Origin of the sequence: Finegoldia sp. BIOML-A4, assembly GCF_009679635.1 — a bacterium.
GTDB classification, from domain to species: domain Bacteria; phylum Bacillota; class Clostridia; order Tissierellales; family Peptoniphilaceae; genus Finegoldia; species Finegoldia magna.
Genome location: NZ_WKZC01000005.1, coordinates 110295 through 129406, shown reverse-complemented (window position 1 = coordinate 129406; position 19112 = coordinate 110295). Strand labels below are relative to the sequence as shown.

The 19112-nt window shown below is 34.4% G+C and carries 15 protein-coding genes; 1 reads left to right on the top strand and 14 read right to left on the bottom strand.

Annotated elements, in window-relative coordinates:
• Positions 1-180: 180 nt before the first annotated feature.
• Positions 181-438, top strand: coding sequence for an AbrB/MazE/SpoVT family DNA-binding domain-containing protein (locus GKG01_RS05715; protein ID WP_154271782.1), 258 nt, complete (start codon positions 181-183; stop codon positions 436-438).
• Between the two features lie 64 nt (positions 439-502).
• Here GKG01_RS05715 and GKG01_RS05710 read toward each other — a convergent pair whose 3' ends face one another.
• The 14 genes from GKG01_RS05710 to GKG01_RS05645 all read right to left on the bottom strand — a co-directional run bounded on the left by GKG01_RS05710 (position 503) and on the right by GKG01_RS05645 (position 19069).
• Positions 503-781, bottom strand: a complete 279-nt coding sequence (locus tag GKG01_RS05710; protein WP_002835876.1) for a type II toxin-antitoxin system mRNA interferase toxin, RelE/StbE family — start codon at positions 779-781, stop codon at positions 503-505.
• On the bottom strand, positions 778-1050 hold the full coding sequence (locus GKG01_RS05705) for a type II toxin-antitoxin system RelB/DinJ family antitoxin (RefSeq protein ID WP_094224115.1): 273 nt from the start codon (positions 1048-1050) through the stop codon (positions 778-780). The genes GKG01_RS05710 and GKG01_RS05705 overlap by 4 nt, the downstream gene beginning before the upstream one ends.
• Positions 1051-1131: 81 nt before the next feature.
• A complete protein-coding gene (locus GKG01_RS05700; protein ID WP_154271781.1) occupies positions 1132-1443 on the bottom strand; it encodes a hypothetical protein in 312 nt (103 codons plus the stop codon).
• 46 nt (positions 1444-1489) lie between these two features.
• Entirely contained in the window at positions 1490-3301 is a 1812-nt protein-coding gene (locus GKG01_RS05695) for a heavy metal translocating P-type ATPase (RefSeq protein ID WP_154271780.1), read from the bottom strand.
• Positions 3301-3516 (bottom strand): heavy-metal-associated domain-containing protein, encoded by a 216-nt coding sequence (locus GKG01_RS05690; protein WP_154271779.1) that lies wholly within the window; start codon positions 3514-3516, stop codon positions 3301-3303. The genes GKG01_RS05695 and GKG01_RS05690 overlap by 1 nt, the downstream gene beginning before the upstream one ends.
• Before the next feature lie 43 nt (positions 3517-3559).
• Positions 3560-3961 carry a metalloregulator ArsR/SmtB family transcription factor gene (locus tag GKG01_RS05685; protein ID WP_154271778.1) on the bottom strand — a complete coding sequence of 134 codons (402 nt, stop codon included), beginning with the start codon at positions 3959-3961 and terminating at the stop codon, positions 3560-3562.
• 55 nt (positions 3962-4016) lie between these two features.
• Positions 4017-4745 carry a biotin--[acetyl-CoA-carboxylase] ligase gene (locus tag GKG01_RS05680; RefSeq protein ID WP_154271777.1) on the bottom strand — a complete coding sequence of 243 codons (729 nt, stop codon included), beginning with the start codon at positions 4743-4745 and terminating at the stop codon, positions 4017-4019.
• A complete protein-coding gene (locus GKG01_RS05675; RefSeq protein ID WP_154271776.1) occupies positions 4745-5653 on the bottom strand; it encodes a radical SAM protein in 909 nt (302 codons plus the stop codon). Before GKG01_RS05675 ends, GKG01_RS05680 begins: the two co-directional genes overlap by 1 nt.
• A gap of 126 nt (positions 5654-5779) precedes the next feature.
• Positions 5780-14068, bottom strand: a complete 8289-nt coding sequence (locus GKG01_RS05670) for a cell wall-binding repeat-containing protein (RefSeq protein ID WP_154271775.1) — start codon at positions 14066-14068, stop codon at positions 5780-5782.
• 427 nt (positions 14069-14495) lie between these two features.
• Positions 14496-14855, bottom strand: a complete 360-nt coding sequence (locus GKG01_RS05665; RefSeq protein ID WP_002835885.1) for a desulfoferrodoxin family protein — start codon at positions 14853-14855, stop codon at positions 14496-14498.
• 111 nt (positions 14856-14966) lie between these two features.
• Positions 14967-15350 carry a YbaN family protein gene (locus GKG01_RS05660; RefSeq protein WP_154271774.1) on the bottom strand — a complete coding sequence of 128 codons (384 nt, stop codon included), beginning with the start codon at positions 15348-15350 and terminating at the stop codon, positions 14967-14969.
• An 8-nt stretch (positions 15351-15358) separates the two neighbouring features.
• Complete coding sequence (locus GKG01_RS05655) at positions 15359-15676, bottom strand: nitrous oxide-stimulated promoter family protein (RefSeq protein ID WP_154255034.1); 318 nt, start codon at positions 15674-15676, stop codon at positions 15359-15361.
• Between the two features lie 5 nt (positions 15677-15681).
• A complete protein-coding gene (cydC, locus tag GKG01_RS05650) occupies positions 15682-17340 on the bottom strand; it encodes a thiol reductant ABC exporter subunit CydC (protein ID WP_094205013.1) in 1659 nt (552 codons plus the stop codon).
• A complete protein-coding gene (locus tag GKG01_RS05645) occupies positions 17327-19069 on the bottom strand; it encodes an ABC transporter ATP-binding protein/permease (RefSeq protein WP_172975100.1) in 1743 nt (580 codons plus the stop codon). The genes cydC and GKG01_RS05645 overlap by 14 nt, the downstream gene beginning before the upstream one ends.
• Positions 19070-19112 lie beyond the last annotated feature (43 nt).

The window sequence follows — 19112 nt, the reverse complement described above, 5'->3', positions numbered from 1 at the left end:
GAAAACAAAATGGATGCCACCTACAAAGTATAGGTTAGCATCCACTACAACTAATTAATTAAATATTGTGTCCAGTTTTATGGGTACACATCACTCTGACGCTGTTTTTATTGACAGTTTAAATAAAAGATATTACAGTTAAGTTAGAAAGTAGGAAATTCTAACTTGAGAGGTGATAATATGTTAGTTGAACTTAAAGCAAAGTCGCAAGTGACAATCCCAAAAGATATTGTGAATTCTCTTGATTTGAACCAAGGAGATCAATTCGAAGTTATTGAAGAAGATGGCAAGATTATTTTCGTCCCTGTGGCTGTATATTCAGAACGTGTGATTGAAAATTTAAAAAAATCCGTTAAAGAACTAAAAGTTTCGATTGAAAATGGCGACCAACCTGTTTTTGACAATATTGATTCTCTTTTTGAAGAGTTGGACAAATAATGAGCTATAAAATAACTTACATAGATTAAATTAAAAAATGCGTCAGATTACTCTGACGCTATTTTTATCTGAAAAGTTCTGAATGCGATCCGACTCTGTTTAAGATTAATACAAGAATATCATTTCTTATTTCATAAATCAAAATCCAGTCTGGTTCTATGTGACATTCCCTAGTATTCTTGTAATTGCCAATAAGACTGTGATCTCTGTATTTTGTATCCAAAGTTTGTCCATCAGCTAAAAGTTCTATCACTTCAAATAGTTTTTCGATATTTTTATTCTGTTTTTTTGCAATTTTTACATCTTTTTTGAATTTACTAGTGAACTTAATTTCGTATTTCATATTTCAAGAGCTTTTCTCAATTCTTCGATACTTACGTATCCTTTTATTGTTTTGTCGTCTGCGATTTTTCTTCCTTCTTCAATCGCAAGTTTTGTTTCATCGTTTACCGCATCGATTTTCAAATCGAATGGGATTCCATTTTCCCTTATTGATGTTCTCAAAAACATATTTATTGCCGTTGTCATATTAAGCCCCAACTCTTGAAAAATATTTTCTGCTTTTTCTTTAATTTCTTTATCAGTTCTAATATTTAAATTAACAGTTGACATAATAGACCTCCTTATAAATATATTCTAATCCATTTACGATAAAACATCAACATTTATTCGTGTAATTTCATTACGTTGTCATTACCCTATCGCTATAAACACAATTGCAAGTATCAACGCTAATAATCCTACAAGGATGCATTTTCTACAAGTAGATATTCTTTTTAATATCATTTCTAGTTCTTTTTTAGTAAATTTTCTGTTGTTTTTCCTCATCAAGATTCTATCCAACGCTACTGGTTGGCGATTGTTTTGAGATATAGTTTGCCACACTTTTTCTGAGTTCACATTTTTTCTAACCTTGGCGATTGCCAATATTTTAGATATTGAATAAATTCCATAAATGAGTGCTATTGCAAATATTCCCAAAAATACATAGCCTACTATTTCCATTTTATCATCTCCTTTACGATTAGTATAAATTAGTTTTGTGTTTTACTCAACTAACCCTCATCGCTCTGAATGAATTCAAAATAGCAAGCACTGTAACTCCGACGTCTGCAAAGATTGCAGCCCACATATTTGTAAGTCCAAGCGCCGATAATATTAGCACGATTATTTTCACACCGATTGCAAAATACGCGTTTTGTTTCGCGATTTTGAGTGTTTTCTTGGAAATTTTGATTGCTTGGGCGATTTTCGTTGGCTCATCAGTCATAATTACGACATCGCTCGCTTCGATTGCCGCATCGCTTCCGATTTGTCCCATGGAAATTCCGACATCGCTTAAAGCAAGCACCGGTGCATCGTTGATTCCGTCACCTACGAATGCAACTTTCCTTCCTTCTTTTATCAATTTTTTTACAAATTCAACCTTATCTTGTGGAAGTAGCTTGGATTTGTATTCGTCAATTTTAAGATTTTCTGCGACTGATTTGGCTACAGATTCGCCATCACCAGTTAGCATGTAAGTTTTTTCGATGCCGACATTTTTCATATCAACAATTGCTTGAGCGCTGTCTTGTTTGATTTCGTCGGCGATTCTGATGTAGCCTGCAAATTTCGCATCTATCGCAACGTATACAACAGTGTCTGTAGTGTCAATCGGTTCAAATTCAACATCTTTTAAAAGCTTAGCATTTCCCGCTAGGATTTGTTTGCCATTTATCACGGCTTTTATTCCTTGGCCTGCGATGTTTTCTGCAGAGTCCAAGTTCAAATATTCTTTGTCCCCGTAATAATCAATAATCGATTGTGCAATCGGATGGTTAGAGGATTTCTCAGCGCTCGCAACGTATTGGAGCATTTCTTCATCTGAAATATCAAATGATTTTGCTTCTACAACTTTGAACACACCTTGTGTCAATGTTCCGGTTTTATCCATCACAACGGTGTTAGTTTCTGCTAACTTTTCGATGTAGTTACTTCCTTTGACCAAAATCCCAGCCTTGCTGCTCGCGCCAATTCCTGAGAAAAAGCTCAACGGAATGCTGATTACAAGTGCACAAGGACACGAAATTACAAGGAATGTCAACGCACGATACAACCACACTTGGAAAGGTTGTTTCAAAATCAACGGCATCAATATAGCAAGTGCTGCTGCGACCAATACTACAACAGGAGTGTATACTCTTGCAAATTTCGTGATGAATTTTTCTTGTTGACTTTTTTGGCTGGATGCATTTTCCACCAAATCCAAAATCTTCGTCACTGCAGAGTTTTCAAAATCCTTCGTAACTTTCGCATTCAAAACCTTGTCCGTCACGATGTAACCCGACAAAAGTTCTTCGCCTTTTGAGACTGTGATTGGAACACTTTCTCCAGTCAACGCCTTCGTGTCAACCATGGAGCTTCCTTCGGTAACCACGCAGTCCAAAGGAACTTTCTCGCCAGGTTTAATCACAATAATATCTCCCACACTCACATCGTAAGGATCCACCTTGTCGTAGCCATCTTCCGTTTTCAAATTCGCAAAGGTCGGTGCAATATCCATCAATTCCTTGATAGAATCACGAGATTTCCCAACAGCCTTATCTTGAAAAATCTCCCCGATTTGATAAAAAAGCATAACAGCGACAGCTTCTGCGTATTCTCCAATGAAAAATGCACCCACAGTTGCAATCATCATCAGAAAATGTTCGTCAAATAACTGACCGTTTTTCAAATTTAAAAACGCAACTTTTATCACTGGAATTCCCACAATCAGATAACTCACAACGAACACCGCAAGCTTAACGTAAGGTTGTTCGATGAAAAATCCAATTGCAAAAAGAATAGCCGAAACTATCGTTAATTTAATTTCCTTGTTCATTATTTCACTTCAACGTAAGGCTCAATCGATTTAATGATGTCTTTGGCTTGATCCAACACAGAATCAAACTTGTCATCTTCTACATCCAACACCATTTTTGTAGTGATAAAATTCACAGTGACAGAATTTACTCCGTCCAATTCCTTGATTTCGTCTTCCATTTTTGCTGCACAATTTGCGCATCCCAAATTTTCCAATGTATATCTTCTTTTCATAACTTACTCCTTTTTGTTTTTTTATTTTTTTAAATTATTGTCGTTATTCTTGCACGTGTACCATCGCAATGTCGAAGATTTCCTTCACATGATCGTCCGAAATGGAATAGTACACAACTTTTCCTTCACGTCGAGTCTTCACAATATTGCTTTGCTTCAACACTCTCAATTGGTGACTGATAGCAGACTGACTCATATTCATCACAGCTGCAATGTCGCACACGCACAACTCTCCACTTTCCAACGCCATCAAAATCTTCACTCTCGTTTGATCTCCGAAAATTTTGAACATATCGGACAAATCGGCGATCAATTCGTCAGCTGGAAGCTCATTGATAGCTTTTTTCACATTATCCTCGTGAATTAGAGTTACTTCACATTTTTCATCGTTGAATTTATCTATATCTATCACATCCTTTATATGAACATATGAATACTTGTTCATTTGTTAATTTGATAATATCACCTTATTGTATTTTTGTCAATAAAAAAAAGAGATTTTACAAAAAAATCTCCCCTATATTTAAATCTTCAATTGTTCCGTCGTTGTATTTTACATTCAAGCTAAAATCGTCATTGATATTCATTGCAGTAGCTGGAATATAATCTCCGTTTTTGTGTACTTTGATTTCATTGCCAATAAACGTAGCTTTCTTTCGATATTTTTCAACCAAACTATCCCTATCCTCGCTCCAAAATTCTAGGAAATTCTGCATTATTTTTATTACCAAATCTTCTCTTTTATCTGTATCATCTTTCTCTTCAATAAATCCAGCCGTATCTTTGATATCTTCTGGAAAATCCGTTTGGTAGACGTTGATTCCGACACCAACGACGATATCAAGGCAGACATTTTTCTCAACTTTACATTCTGTGAGTATGCCGCAGATTTTCTTACCGTCAAGTAGAATATCATTGACCCATTTAATCGACGTATTCACGCCGAAAATTTCGTCAATTGCATAGCTTACGGCAATTCCCATAATTGGTGTGATGAATTGCGATTGTTGGAATGTCATTTCTTCATTCAACAAATACGAAAAATACAATCCATTTTCAGGCGAAAAAAATTTCCTTCCGTAGCGTCCCTTGCCATTCGATTGTGAAAATGCAATCATCAGCGTATCGTTATCCTTTTGATTCAGAATTTCGTCGTTTGTCGATGTAACTTCCCTTTTAAAAATCACCTTATTTATTCCAGTTTGTTCTTTGATTTTTTCAATATCCATTAACCCTCATCCCATCTATTCCATTTTTTACGTTCTTTTTTGTTCATTTCCTTGTCGTCATCTTCTAGTCTTTGCTTTAAAACAGCGATAATTTCATCCTTCTTGTCTGGAATTACAGATGTCACAGCCACTGCCTTCGTCTTGTGAGTTCCATTGTAGACGCATCTTATATTCAAATTTTTTACAAGCATTATCTCCTCTTGGATTTGCTGTCTGATGGACACTCTTTTGAAATCGTGATTTCTCACGTTTTCTACAAGCTTTGCATTCTTGAACAAAACCAAATTCACAACCACAATTTCAAACGGATTCACCTTGTTCAAAAACTCTGCAGTCTTCATTATATGTTCATGTGAATGATCCTCTCCGCCAAGACCAAGCATAATGTAGACAGAATATTTTATTCCCAAATTATCGAGCCTGTGAAGTGCCGTCAATTGTTCTTGTGATGTGACACCTTTTTTATGGTAAGAAAGCACCCAATCACTTCCCGACTCAATCCCAATACAAATACGATCAAGCCCCAGATTTTTAAGCTCCATCAATTCTTCATCAGTTTTTCTTAGAATATCATCACTTCTAGAAAAACACGACACGTATTTCATATTTGGGAAATTCTTTTTGATTTCTTTCAAAATCTCCGCCAAATAATCATTCTTCAAACACAAGGCGTTACCCTCCAAAAGCGTGAACTTTTTCGGAGTAAACCTCTTGTCTTCGTAAAAATCTTTTCTATCTCGTATATATTTCTTCACATCTTCAATGTCAAAAACCTTGAATTTTTTCCCTACATTCAAATCACAATAAATACATTTGCCGTAGGAACAACCCACCGTTACGGGAATCATTTCATTGTGCATTTCGGGCATCGGAGTGTACATATATCTATCGTAAAATCCGTCAATCATTTAATCACCTTTGTTTGATATTTTACAAGTATTATAACACAAGATGTGTTTGTAATATGAATTTGTGTGTATCTAATTTTACCAAATAAAAAACCGGACACTAAGTGTCCGGCTAAAAATATTTTTTTAATCTTCTATGGCGTATTTGTGTGCTGTTTCAGCATAAATTGTATTCGTACCACCGATTATATATAGATATTCTATCTTAGATTTTTCGATATAATCATCAGTTACTTTTACTGGTGTTGATTTTGATAAAAGTATTGGTGCTTTTCTTCTTGCACATACAGGTCCGATTACCAATGCGTCAGGGAAAGTTTCACCCGATGCCACAAATACTTCCTTAGATTCTGGATATGTGTAACTTGCAACTAAAATTGCAGTTTCATATCTGTCTTGTCCGCTAAATCTTCTGATTACTTGTGGCAATTGAGCTTCCAATTTCTTGGATACTGAATTTTGTCCACCTGCAACGTAAACTCTCTTAATGTTCAAATCTTTAAGAGCTTTTCCTACCTTCTTGTCCATTTGATTTCTTGTAACCAATAGAATTGGTGCGATTTCTTTTGAACCAAGAGGTGCTGTTGCCAATGCGTCAGGGAAATCTTCTCCAGATGCAATGATGGCTTTATTAACCTTGCCAGTTAATCTTTGGATTTCGTAAGCTAATTCAGATGAAGTTACATATCTGTCACGACCCCAAATTCTTTGAACGCTGTTTTGATCGTATTTGGCTAATTGTGATTTAACATTTTCAGAAATGGATTTGTGACCACCAACGATAATAACTTCACTAGCTCCCAATCTTACAATTTCTCTTGCAACGTCATCTTCAAGATATCTTGTGTTATTCAACAATATTGGAGCATCCAATACGTGAGCCAAAACAGTTGCAGTCAACGCGTCAGGATAATTTCCTGAATCGGCAATGATTACATATTTTGACTTGTTGAAGAATCTCTTAGAAGTGTTGATCGCTGTGTGAACTCTGTCCTTACCAGCAACACGTTCAACGTATCTGTTATCATGTTTTTCAATTTCTCCTGGAGTTGTTCCTGGAATTGCTCCTGGATTTTCAGGAACTGTTCCTGGTTTATCGTCAGGTTTATCATCTGGCTTATCATCTGGTTTGTCTGGATTTGGTTTGTCATCTGGTTTGTCTGGATCTTCTCCTGGAGTTGTTCCTGAAGTTTTATCATCCTTGTAGATAGCCTTGATTGTATCGCCATCATTATATTGGATAGCTTTTTCAATCGAAGTATCCCATCTTTCAAACTCATATCCTTTATTTGCCACAACTTCTGGAGCAAATCCTTTCAATACGACTGCAACATTTGGATTGACAAACACAACTTTTGTTGTTGTAGTTGAATCTTTTATCTTTCCTTTTTCTGTTGTGTCGAATGTCACCTTAATATATCCAGCTGGTTTTTCTGAATCGTCGTCTTTTGTCTTTGGAATTACATCAGCTAACTTGTCATATTGTGCAGTAACTGTTTTATCTGCTTTTATTGCAAAGTCATCTTTTGTATCCCAAGCTTTAAACTTGAATCCAGTTTCTGGTTTTACTGTTGGTTTTTGTAAATCTTCTAATGTCTTGTTAGCATTTGGATTTACATAATATGAAGTTTGTCCAGTTAAGTTACCGTTAGCTCCCTTGTCAAATGTTACTGTTACATATCCTTCAGGTTGTGCGTTTGGATTACCATCTTTATCAGTTGAAGGAATAATATCCTCTAACTTTCTGAAGTTTCCTGTAATTTCTGTATCAGTTTCATACTTAGCCTTTGTCGTTGTATCAATATCCCAAGCTTCAAATTCGTAGCCTATTTCAGCTTTTGTATTTGGTTGAGGAATTGTTACTTCTTCATTTGGATTTACAAAGTATGTGATAGTTTCTCCATCTACTATTTGTCCGCCTTCGCCTTTTATTACGAAGTTAACAGTCACATATCCGTCAGGCTTTTGTTGATCGTCTTCAGTTTTTGGAATTACCGACTCAATTGGGTTAAAGTTTGCAGTTATTGTTGTAAGTTCTTCAGTGTATTGAGTAGGAATTTCTGCATTTTGACTCCATCCTCCAAATTCAAATCCCGTGTTAGGTTTTGTTGTTGGTGGCGTCAATGTTACATACTTGTTAGGATTTACGTAGTATGTTGTTTCTGCGGCAGTTCCATTTTCTCCTGCTACAAACTTAACTTCTACATATCCGTCTGGTTTTTCTACACCTGGTTTTTCTTCAATAACATCTGCAATTGGAGTTGATTGTGCTTTTACAACAACGTCTTTGTCTTTTATTTCAAGTGAATCGTCTTTGTCCCAATTCTTGAATTCAAATCCAATTTTTGCTTCAACGTTTGGTTTTGCAAGTTTTTCTAAAGTCACACCTGCATTTTTCTTTACATAGTAGTATTTTACTTTTTGTAAAGTTAGACCTTCATCTGCTTCGAATGTTACTCTTACATATCCTTCAGGTCTTGTGATTGGTTCTTCTGGATCGTAAGGAATTATATTTTCAGCTTCTGGAATTGATGTCCATTGAGCAGTTGCCGTTCTTGCTCTTTCAAGTATAATCGAATCTCCTGGTTGGTAGATTTTATCTTCGCCATCAAGTTTCCAACCTGCAAATTCTGCGTTTTCTTTTGATAGATTATCTGCTCTTGCTAATCTTATTGTTGTTCCATTGTCAACTTCAACTTTTGCTGGAACATCACCCGTCGCTCCACCAGCATCATAAGTCAATGTTACCTTGGCTAGTTTGAACTTAGCTACGTGAATTCTTTCGTTAGTAATCGGAGTTGATTGGTCAATTTCTTCGTACCACTTATCAAATTCGTAGTTAGTTTCTGGTATTGTTTTTGGAACTGCTAGTTGTTTTTCTTTTGCAGTTTGTCCATCTGTCAACTCAACAAGTTTGATGCCTGCCTTTGGATTTACATAGTAGATTTTTTCTTTAACATCGCCTTCAAGTTTACCTTTGTTTTCGTCTTCTGTCTTGAATGTTACCTTAACATATCCTTCTGGTATTACTTGGTTAGGGTCATTAGTTTTTTCTACAATGTCCTTAGATTTAACAAAGTTAAATTCATAAGTTTTTTCAGCTTTAATCTTTTCAGATTTTATTTCTGGTGACCATGTTCCACCATTTTCTGTGTATCCAACATCTGGTGTTTTCGTAACTTTACCAGCTGATTCTGTCATATCGACTTCAACTTCTGGTGATACGTAGTAAACTAAGTCGCCTGATACTGTTCCACCTGTTCCTGCTTTGAAGATTACTTTTACATAATTGTCCATAGCTCCTTCTGGTTTTTGTCCAGGAACAACTTCTGGAATTATGTTTTTATGAACTTCTACTGGAATAACAACAGGGTCATCATTTGTTCCTTGTGTTGAGCCGTCTTTGTATTTCACAATTACTTTTGCTTCTTGCTTACCTGGTTTTGAAGGGTCTGGTTTTTCAACTACTGTTATTGATTCAATTTCTTTTCCATCTTGTGGTTTTATCTTTTCAATTAAATCTTTGTCAGTAATTTTTTTGCCTTGTGGTGTATCTAACTTAGAAGTCTTTAATGGGTTATCTATTGTTTCTGCTTGAATAGATTTTTTGTAATCAGCTTCTATTACGGTTACCTTGTCAGTGTATTTATTATTTGCTAGGTCGATTTTTTCTGCTGGTTTTACTTCCGTTAATTTGTCATCGGCTTCTCCAGTTTGTACTTTTTGCCATTCTTTAAATACATAGTTAACTTCTTTTTCTCCAAGTCCTTCGATATTAACTTTTTGTTTTTCCTTACCTGTCGGACTTGTGACCGGAATTGTAACTTCCTTAGTTGGGTTAACCCAGAATGTTTTTGTAAATTCAGTTATAGCTTTGTCAGTTGTTTTGACAATTACTTTGACAAAATTATCTGGAACTTTCGGCTTGTCTGTTCCTGTTTGTGGAATAACGTCCTTAGAAAATCCTGGAGAAATGACTGTGTCTTCAGTAAACTTGTGACGTTTATTGAAATCATATACACCATTTTCTTTTTGGTCTTCATTTTGAGCTTTTTTGTCTGCTGACCAATTTGTGAATCCTAAATTTGCTTTTTCTTCATCTGTTAATTTTATCTCAGGAATTTCTACCCAAGCTTTTGGATTAACGTAGTAAACTTTATTGTCCTTTGCTTTTAAGTCTCCAGTTGGTGCAACGGTTACTTTTACGTAATTTCCAGTTACATCTTTCAAATCAAATCTTTCAGCATCTGACAAGAATTTTGGTTTATTTCCTGTTGTTAGTCCTTCGTAAACATTTTTGTAAACTGTCACTGGGATTTCAAGTTCTTGAGGTTTTTTACCATCTGTAAAAGTGACTTGTGCCTTGATTCTTACTGTGTGAATAAGTTCGTCTTTGTCTTGTTTGTTTTGTTCGTTTACAAGTTTAAATACGTCTTCGTCTGTCTTTAGTTCGTTTCCTGCTTCATCGACAAGTTTTATTGTAGTTCCATTTGGAAGTGGTTTTACTACGTCTTTTTCTCTCCAAACAAGTTGTTGTTTCAATTTTTCAATTGTTGGAGCAAAGTCATTCGTCCATTTTCCATTTGGATCTTTAAATGCTTCTGTCGTTATTAATTCGTTCGCCGATAGTCCAAACCATTCAAACTTAGCTGTAAATACGTAGTAATCTTTTGTTTCTATATCGATATTTGTATTTTCGTTTAGTAATGGTTTTTCGTCCCATTTTGTAAATATCTTGCCAGTATCTGGTGTGATATAGTACTTGCCAGCTTCTTTTTTGCCATCTTCTGTAGGATTTCCTGGTACTTGAAGTAAATCTGATTTAATTCCTTTGATTACATCGTAGTGAATAACTTTTATGTCGTTACCTTTTTCATCTTTACCAAAGGATCCACCTTCATCAGCTTTGAATGTTACTCTGACATAACCTTCTGGAGGTTCTTCATTTCCAGGAACTTCGATTACTCTGACGTCTTTGTAGTAGAATGTTATCTCATCGGAGCCTGTTCCATTTATTCCTTTGAATTCTCCTGTAGTTTCGTCTACATCGTAGAAAAGTTGTTGTTGTGGTTCACTCGCCAAAACCCAGCCTGGAATTGGTCTGTAGTTTCTTGCGTCGTAGTGACGGTTTTTGCTTTGAACTTGTTCTTGGGCAATAACGCTGTATTTTTCGATTAATTCTTTCTTCTTTGCAGGATCTTTCTCTGCTTCTATCTCAGCTTTTCCTCTTTCATCGACATAATTTACTTTGTAATCACGAGTTCTGAAATGTCTGTAGTAGAAGTGGAATACATTGTTCTTTGCTTTTGGATTATCCACAGACTTGCCATCTTGAAGAATTTTTTCTGATTCAACTCTGATAATTTGCATATCTGTATTGTTGAACTGTACTCTGGTGTTGTATTCTGCGTATTGTTTTTTAATGTCTTCATTTGGTATTTTTTCAAGTTCTTCATGAGGCATTAATGTCCAATCTTCATCCTGATAAATCGCACTGGCCGATACGTATTGGTTAGCTCTAGTATCGCGTAATATTTGTTCCTTAGGGTTATAGGCGTCTTTGATTTCGTTGCCATCTTTGTCAATGAAGTGATGGTAGACTTCTACATCCACACGATTGTTTTCAACCCAAATAGCTTTCAAATAAACATCGCTTACGACATCATTTCCGAATGGATATTTTTCTGGGACGTGGTAAGTTTTTGTGTACGAATCATCAACTGTTCCGTCTTCTTTGTATCTTACCCATTCCCAACCCAAGAAGTCATATCCTTTACGTGTTGGATTTGGAAGATTTTTTAATTGTTGCAAATTATTAACCGTGAAAACTTGCTTGTTAGCTTCATTGTTTTCTTTTATAGGATATTCTGTAGGTTTTCCGTCTTTATCGACAGTAACTTCATTCTTAGTCAATTCTTTTGCTTCGATATCTCTAATCGTTCCTTGATTAGGGTCCACAGTTATCTTCCATGGCTTATCGGGTTCTGTCCACTTAGCGAATAAAGTTTGGTCGTAATGAAGCTTCGTTTCATTTCCATCTTTTACCAAATTTTCTCCAGCGGGATCCAGTGCCCAACCCCTAAATGTCCAATCTTCAGGTACCCAATCTGGTCTTTTAGGTGCATGGTTTGTATCTAATTCCAAATCCTTCAATGGCAATTCATAAGGCACTTCAAACATATCTGTGTTTAATGTGTATTCATTGTCATTTTTTACTGCCTTCGGGTCGTTGTTTAATTTTAATTTGTACTTGTTGCGAGTGTAGTTTGCATAATTGTAGGCATTTTTCCCATCAAAGGATTTTGTGCCCCAAGGAAATTTATCGATGTATTCGATCTTGTCGTCGTCACTTCTAAAAGGTGTCTTTTTATTTCTCGCATTATTTAAGTCGTCAATCGTTCTATATTCACTATGCTCAACCGGTTCTTTTAATACCCATTTTGCTTCCCTTGTCTCTTCTTTAAGGGTAAAACCTTGAAGATGTGGCAAAATGAAGGGATACCCATCAGCTCCAATTGCATACGTGTCGCTCTTCCAATAGGACATGTCATAATCGATTTGTTCCTTGCCATCGAAATCGTCCTTTATAATATCAATGTGATGCACAACGGCTTTTTCATAGGATGTCGATCCAATGGAAATCTCATATTTATCTCTTTTCTTAGTTTCTCCATCCTTTATAGGTATTTGATCTGCGTGACCATATCCATAAAAGTCTTCTTCACTCATTACATCTTCAGCATCTATAAAATCTTCTGCGCTTAAACGATAAGGTGGAGTGTCACGAAAAATTTGTTCACCCGCGTTATTGTTAATTATCCAGCCTATTAGCCCGATGTCTACACCTTTTTCGCTACTAGCAGGCGGAAGATTTGAAACTTCCTCATCCTTTGGCCATATTTTATCCAAGCTTTGGTTGAAGCGAACATCTACTTTATAAGGAGATCCTTCTTCCCCTATGACTTTTCCATCTCTTGTTATAATCGGCCAGAAGCTACCTACTAAATCAAACGCCAGTTCATTAGCAGCTGTAAAGTAGAGGGTATAGACTCTGCGGTCGTAGTAGACATTGTAGACAGTCTCCCCTGTGGACAATACAGTTTTTTGTACGTCTGGATTGTCCTTTGAAGCATTTTGTTTTTTAGTCAAATCTTTATTTAAGAAATAATATCTTTCAAATTCTTCTTTGCTATCTTGAGCCTTTTCCAATCGTCCGTCGTTTAAATCTGGGAAGGTGATGCCATGGATATCCAAATCGGTAAGATCCGGCGTAGAACCTGTGTCAGCATTATCTATTCTTCTTGACCCAATAAAATCGTATCGATCACGCAATGGTAGGGCATTATCTTTGTCGTCGTAATCCGTCTTTTCCGTCCAAAATTGAATTACATAGTCAGCCTTTTCTTCCTCATCCCAAACTGCCGTAAATGTCACATCAGTTGCTGGCATTTTGACATTATCCTTCAAAAAATCCATAATGGCATCGCCAGAAGAATCCTTCATTGGTTCGTTAGCTTTGAATGTATTTCCTTTTTCGTCCTTTAAATCAACAGATGGTTTCCATCCCATGAATTTTGATCCCACTCTTGTAGGTTGTTTAACAGTTGGAATAGTTTGTTCAAAATACACAAGCCTTGTTGGAATGGAAGATCCTCCGTCTGTTTTAAAGTTTACTTCATAAGTTTTGCGATTGTAACGAAACTCCACTTCGAATTGACTTGTATCTTCAGGAACTAAAACTGGAAGAACATCTGCTTCAGGTTCAAACCCGTCAATTCTGCTGTCTCTAATTGGGTTTACTTCCAATACAGAACCTGTATAACCTGTTTGTTGTGTCGGCACAACCTTTGGATTTTCTTCATACTTATTAAAATCTTCTAAATTTTGAAATTTGTGTACTATTTTTACAGAACTTTGCTTTTTACCATATACAAATTCTTGCGTTCCCACAAAATTAAATCCATCTTTTACTGGATTTTTTGCTTTGTCTACAATATCTTGAAAATTAATATTGTATGAATTTTGTGGCTTTACATATCCCTTTAAATCAGGAAGATTAATATCCTTGTTCACCTTAGCTTTTTCAGCTTCTGTTGCATTTTCTCCTACGCTTGCGACATAAGGTTGATAGTTGATTTTGTTTTCACCATTTTTTGGCACCTTATAGTCCGTGCGTAGCGTGTAGATTTTTGCCTGATCAGGATTTTTTATTAAATCCGCTGCCGTCTTACCTTTTTCTGGTTTTGCAACCTCTACAGGCAATTTGTTGTTCACAATCTCAGTTTTATTGTTCGACAAATTATTATAATCGACTCCTGCTGCCAATAAGTGTACTGGCATTGAAGTCAACACCATTATCATCGTCATAATAAAACAAATAAAACGTTTGATTTCTTTTCTGACTGAATGTCGCATAATACCACTTCCTTAATTTTTTTATTTTTTCTTTTTATTTTTAGCCATACTTAGTCTTATTATATTTATATCACAGAATCAGTGTTTTTTCAATATAATGGATTGGTATTCACTGCTCATAAATTCAAAATATAATGTTAAATAAAAATCTATAAATAAATTATGAGACGATTTTTAACAATGATTTTCAAATCCCACATAAGTATGTAATCGTTTCTGTTTGCTTTAAAATAGGAAATATTTTTTTAATCTACAATCAAAATTTTTTCAAACCAAACTCCAAATATCTTTTTATTATTATAATGTATTGTTGGACTCATATAATTTCAGAGCTAATTCTTTTTGAATTAAAATACATTTTTAAATTTGTGTATCTAATTTTCCACACGAAAAAAAGGACTCCACAAAGAGTCCTCATTATATCAAACTATTTTACTTCTTCAGCACTTTCCCATAAACCGTGGATATTGCAATAACTTAATGCGAATACTTTACCTGGTTTAGTAGATTTTACATAAGCGTGAGCGTGTGGTTTAGTGAATACTTCGCCTTCGCCATGAGCTGCTGCTTGGTAAGAAGCTACTTCTACTGGGAATTTTTCTCCTTCTGGTTGGAAGAATACTTTAATCCATGCAATGTGGTGTTCGAATGTGTTTGGGTGTTCGATTTCTTCACCAACTATTGCGCATACTTTGAATCCGTCGTCTTTTTTATCAATATGAATAACTGGAACGTGTTTTTCAGCTTTCCAATCTCCAGATTGAACTGTTTCTGTTAATTTGGCCATTAATATTACCCCCTATAAAATTTCTTACAGATTATTTATACCCCAATATTTTTTTATTAATCAAGGAGCTTTGGCATTTATAAAGTGATATTAATTGTATTTGTATAAAACTTATGATTTAGAATATCTTTTAACTCCGAAGCAAAAATAAAGTATATGGAATAACCACACACAAGCTAATATTATACAAGGTATGTATAGTTTTTTGCGAAACATTGTGAAAAATCCAATCGCCATTAGTATAGTTACCGTTAGCATAATACGTATTTTAACTTTCAAAGTCATTCCTTCCCCATTCGCAAATGTTTCCAAGTTATTTTTGTAGAGTTTAGTTCTTTTGAACCATCTATCTAATTTTTCAGAACTTTTACTAAAACAAATTGCAGATAACATTAAAAAAGGAACTGTCGGTAACATCGGCAATATCGCTCCTATTGCCCCTAATCCCAAGCTAATTAAACCTAAAATTATAAAAATTGTCTTTTTTAATTTCATATTCACCTCTACTTCTTTCTTTTTTTGCTTAAAATTATATGATGAATAGTCATAATAGGATGATAAAAAATCATTCGTGGCCCAGAAAACCTCATAACTTCACAGATTTTTTTACGCATATCCGGTTTATAACAATGAACATTACAATTAGAGCAAAATGTCTTTGTTTCCATAAATGGACAAGAATTTATCTTTTTAATAGCATAATTTTTTAATTCTTCATAATCACTCAAGTCCTCTTTTGATTTCTGGTTCTTCTTACAATATAAGTCAATCATATTGCTTATCATTTTTATTTCTTTTTTTCTTTTTTTGTCTATATCCATTTTGATTAACTCACTCTACCATTTTCTACTGAATATACTTTATCCACAATTCTCATTGTAGACAGACGATGAGAGACCAATACTACCGTTTTACCATCTTGTTGTTGATAAAGAGATTTTAAAATGACAGCTTCATTAAGGCTATCTAAATTTGATGTAGGTTCATCTAGTAACATAAAAGGTGCGTCGTGCAAAAACGCCCTAGCAAGTCCCAACCTTTGACGTTCTCCTCCTGAAAGTGTATCTCCTAATTCTCCAACCGATGTATTATATCCTTTAGGTAACGTCATAATAAAATCGTGAATAGATGCCTTTTTACAAGCATTTTCTATCTCTTCATCGGTTGCATCTAATTTTGCTATTTTTAAATTATTTTTTATACTATCGTGGAATAAGTGGGTCTCTTGAGTTACAAAACTTTCCATATTTCTGAGATTTTTTGTGTTAATTTCAGAGATTTTTTTGTCAGAAATCTTTAGTTCTCCCTCTTGAACGTCCCAAAATCGCATAAATAATTTTAATATAGTTGATTTCCCGCTACCACTTCTTCCTACAATCCCTATAATTTTATTTTTAGGTATATCCATTGAAAAGTTCTTTAATATTTTTTCATTTTCGTATGCAAAGCTAACGTTATTCGCATAAGCTCCTTGAAATTTTATTTCTGATTTTCCTTGAATATCTTTTACAAGAGGTTCCTCCTCTAAAATATCTAAAACTCTATTTCCTGCTGCCAATGTGTTTTGTAATGTGCTTCCCAAATTTGCCAATGATATAACCGGTCCAAAAGAACTCATCAACGCGATTAACGGCAATAATACTCCCGAAAAATTTACAACTCCTTTTTCATACAATAAAATTGCACAAATTAAAATGGAAATATCAAATAAAATGATTACTCCATTTGTAACTGCTGCATTAATTCCCATATTTTTCTTCATATTTTTCTCTATGTCAGATAGCAATTGTGATTTTTTATCTATTTGATTTAAACGATTTTCACCATCTCCATACTGAATAGTTTCATCTAAACCTCTCATGCTATCCAATACAAAGCTCGACAATTCTCCAGATTTATTACGAAAATTAACTGCATTTTCACCACCTAATCTGTTCATTAGTATTGGTAAAATAATCCCCACAGTTATATAGGCAATTGCAGAAATAAATCCATATATTGGATTAAAACTTCCTATAAACAACACCATAACTACCGAAAATAAAACTGCTATTGCAATAGGAGATATAGTATGTGCGTAGAAAACTTCCAAAAGTTCTACATCAGAAGTAATTAAAGAAATTAAATTCCCCCTGTCTTTTCCCTCTAATTTTGCGGGACATAGCTTTCTCAAAGCAAAAAATATTTTACTTCGTATCAAAGCCAATAATTTAAAAGCAATGTAGTGATTAAAAGATTGCTCTGCATATCTTAAAAATCCTCTTATCAACGCAAATACCACCAACATAACAAAAGCAGTCATATAAGTTAATTTCACAGATTGTCCTAGCACATCTAATAGGGCAACTCCTCCTAACACCGTGATAAATGTCGCACATAAGTTTCCCAATAATCCCATTATAATTGCCAAAATCATATATCCAGTCAGCGGTCTCACCAATCCTATTAATTTTTTCATAACAATAAATCCATTACGTTGTTTCATGGTTCTCCTCCTTGTTATAACATTCTAATTCTTGCTGAGTTTCCCACAAACTAGCATAAACACAACCCTTATCTAACAATAATTCATGACTGCCACTTTCTATTACACGACCTTTATCCATGACGTAAATAACATCTGAATTTTTGACATTGACAAGCCTGTGAGAAATCATAATTACAGTCTTATACTTTGCTAAATTATGAATTTCATTCATAATAGCCTCTTCGCTCTCTAAATCGATATTTGATGTAGCTTCGTCAAATATATACACCGGAGTATTATGAAGTAAAGCTCTCGCTAATGCCAATCTTTGACATTGACCTCCTGATAAATTTCCTCCTTTTTCGCTAACCAATGTATCCAAACCATTCTCATTTTGAAGAAAATCAAATAATTTAGCTCTTTTTAAAACGCTTGAAAGTTCATCATCTGTGGAATTTGGCTTTGCTATTAAAAGATTTTCCCTTACAGTACCTTTAAATAAATAGCTATTATGTCCAATATACGTTATATTTTCCATAATACTTTTTTCAGTAATTTTAGAAAGTTCGATTCCAGATATTTTTATAGATCCATAATAATTTTTGTTTTTTTTCATTAAAATCGCTGCAGTTGTCGATTTCCCACAACCTGACTCGCCTACAATAGCTGTGAATTTTCCGTGTTCCAACTTCATATTTACTCTATGTAATACTTCCTTATCTTCCTCATAAGAAAAATTAACATCTCTGATTTCAATATCTCCCATTTTAAATTCATACTCGCCATCTTCAGATTCAGTAATATCTAAGAGTTTAAAAATTTTGCCACTTGCTGCCATTCCATTCATTGCAATATGAAAAAACGAACCTAAAAGTCTCATAGGCAAGAAAAATTCTGCTGATAATAAAATAATAAGTATACAACCCGACAAATCAATATTTCCAGTCTTAAAATTATACACAGCTAAGATAGAACCAATAGCAGCTCCACCATAAGCAATTACATCCATTATCGTTATGGAATTTAGTTGCATAGCCAATACTTTCATAGTAATTTTACGAAATTTTTCCGACTCTTCATTCATCTTTTCGTGCTTAAATTCATCTGACTGATAAATTTTCAGAGTAGTCAATCCTTGTAAATTTTCTAAAAAAGTATCTCCTAAAGCAGTATATTGTCCCCAATATTTTGATAATAACTTCTTAGCCCAAGTCATTACTACTGCTATAGAAATTGGAATAAGCGGAACACAAAGTAACAATATTATCGCAGAAGGGAAATTTATCGGAGCCAAAACACAAAAAAGAGTTACAGGTGCTAACATAGAATAAAAAAATTGTGGCAAATACGAACCAAAATAAGTTTCTAACTGATCAACCCCCTCTACCGCTACCTGAACTATCTCAGAAGTATTAACATCATCACGATAAGAACTTCCCAATGAAAGTAACTTCCTATAAATCTTTTTTCTAAAAGTAATCTTAACCTCTTTTGAAGATAAATAACTCATTCTCGATGATAGAAAATAACAAATCATTCTAGTTAACAAACAAAATAGAACCACTACTGAAAGATAAATAATATCTTTTTTATCTAAAGTTTTATCGTAAAGTTTACCTAAAACTTTCGTAATTGCAAACATCATTACAATATTTGCTACCAATGATATCCATTGACTCAAAACATTTAATGTAACGTATTTTTTGCTTTTCTCGACTATTTTAATAAGTCTTTTATCAATCATCATATAAATTTCTCCTCACTATATAATTTAAATTTACATTTAAAAT

Excerpts from the sequence above, each read along its gene's own strand:
- GKG01_RS05715 (WP_154271782.1), top strand. The coding sequence starts at position 181 with ATGTTAGTTGAACTTAAAGCAAAGTCGCAAGTGACAATCCCAAAAGAT.
- GKG01_RS05710 (WP_002835876.1), bottom strand. The coding sequence starts at position 781 with ATGAAATACGAAATTAAGTTCACTAGTAAATTCAAAAAAGATGTAAAA.
- GKG01_RS05705 (WP_094224115.1), bottom strand. The coding sequence starts at position 1,050 with ATGTCAACTGTTAATTTAAATATTAGAACTGATAAAGAAATTAAAGAA.
- GKG01_RS05700 (WP_154271781.1), bottom strand. The coding sequence starts at position 1,443 with ATGGAAATAGTAGGCTATGTATTTTTGGGAATATTTGCAATAGCACTC.
- GKG01_RS05695 (WP_154271780.1), bottom strand. The coding sequence starts at position 3,301 with ATGAACAAGGAAATTAAATTAACGATAGTTTCGGCTATTCTTTTTGCA.
- GKG01_RS05690 (WP_154271779.1), bottom strand. The coding sequence starts at position 3,516 with ATGAAAAGAAGATATACATTGGAAAATTTGGGATGCGCAAATTGTGCA.
- GKG01_RS05685 (WP_154271778.1), bottom strand. The coding sequence starts at position 3,961 with ATGAACAAGTATTCATATGTTCATATAAAGGATGTGATAGATATAGAT.
- GKG01_RS05680 (WP_154271777.1), bottom strand. The coding sequence starts at position 4,745 with ATGGATATTGAAAAAATCAAAGAACAAACTGGAATAAATAAGGTGATT.
- GKG01_RS05675 (WP_154271776.1), bottom strand. The coding sequence starts at position 5,653 with ATGATTGACGGATTTTACGATAGATATATGTACACTCCGATGCCCGAA.
- GKG01_RS05670 (WP_154271775.1), bottom strand. The coding sequence starts at position 14,068 with ATGCGACATTCAGTCAGAAAAGAAATCAAACGTTTTATTTGTTTTATT.
- GKG01_RS05665 (WP_002835885.1), bottom strand. The coding sequence starts at position 14,855 with ATGGCCAAATTAACAGAAACAGTTCAATCTGGAGATTGGAAAGCTGAA.
- GKG01_RS05660 (WP_154271774.1), bottom strand. The coding sequence starts at position 15,350 with ATGAAATTAAAAAAGACAATTTTTATAATTTTAGGTTTAATTAGCTTG.
- GKG01_RS05655 (WP_154255034.1), bottom strand. The coding sequence starts at position 15,676 with ATGGATATAGACAAAAAAAGAAAAAAAGAAATAAAAATGATAAGCAAT.
- cydC (WP_094205013.1), bottom strand. The coding sequence starts at position 17,340 with ATGAAACAACGTAATGGATTTATTGTTATGAAAAAATTAATAGGATTG.
- GKG01_RS05645 (WP_172975100.1), bottom strand. The coding sequence starts at position 19,069 with ATGATGATTGATAAAAGACTTATTAAAATAGTCGAGAAAAGCAAAAAA.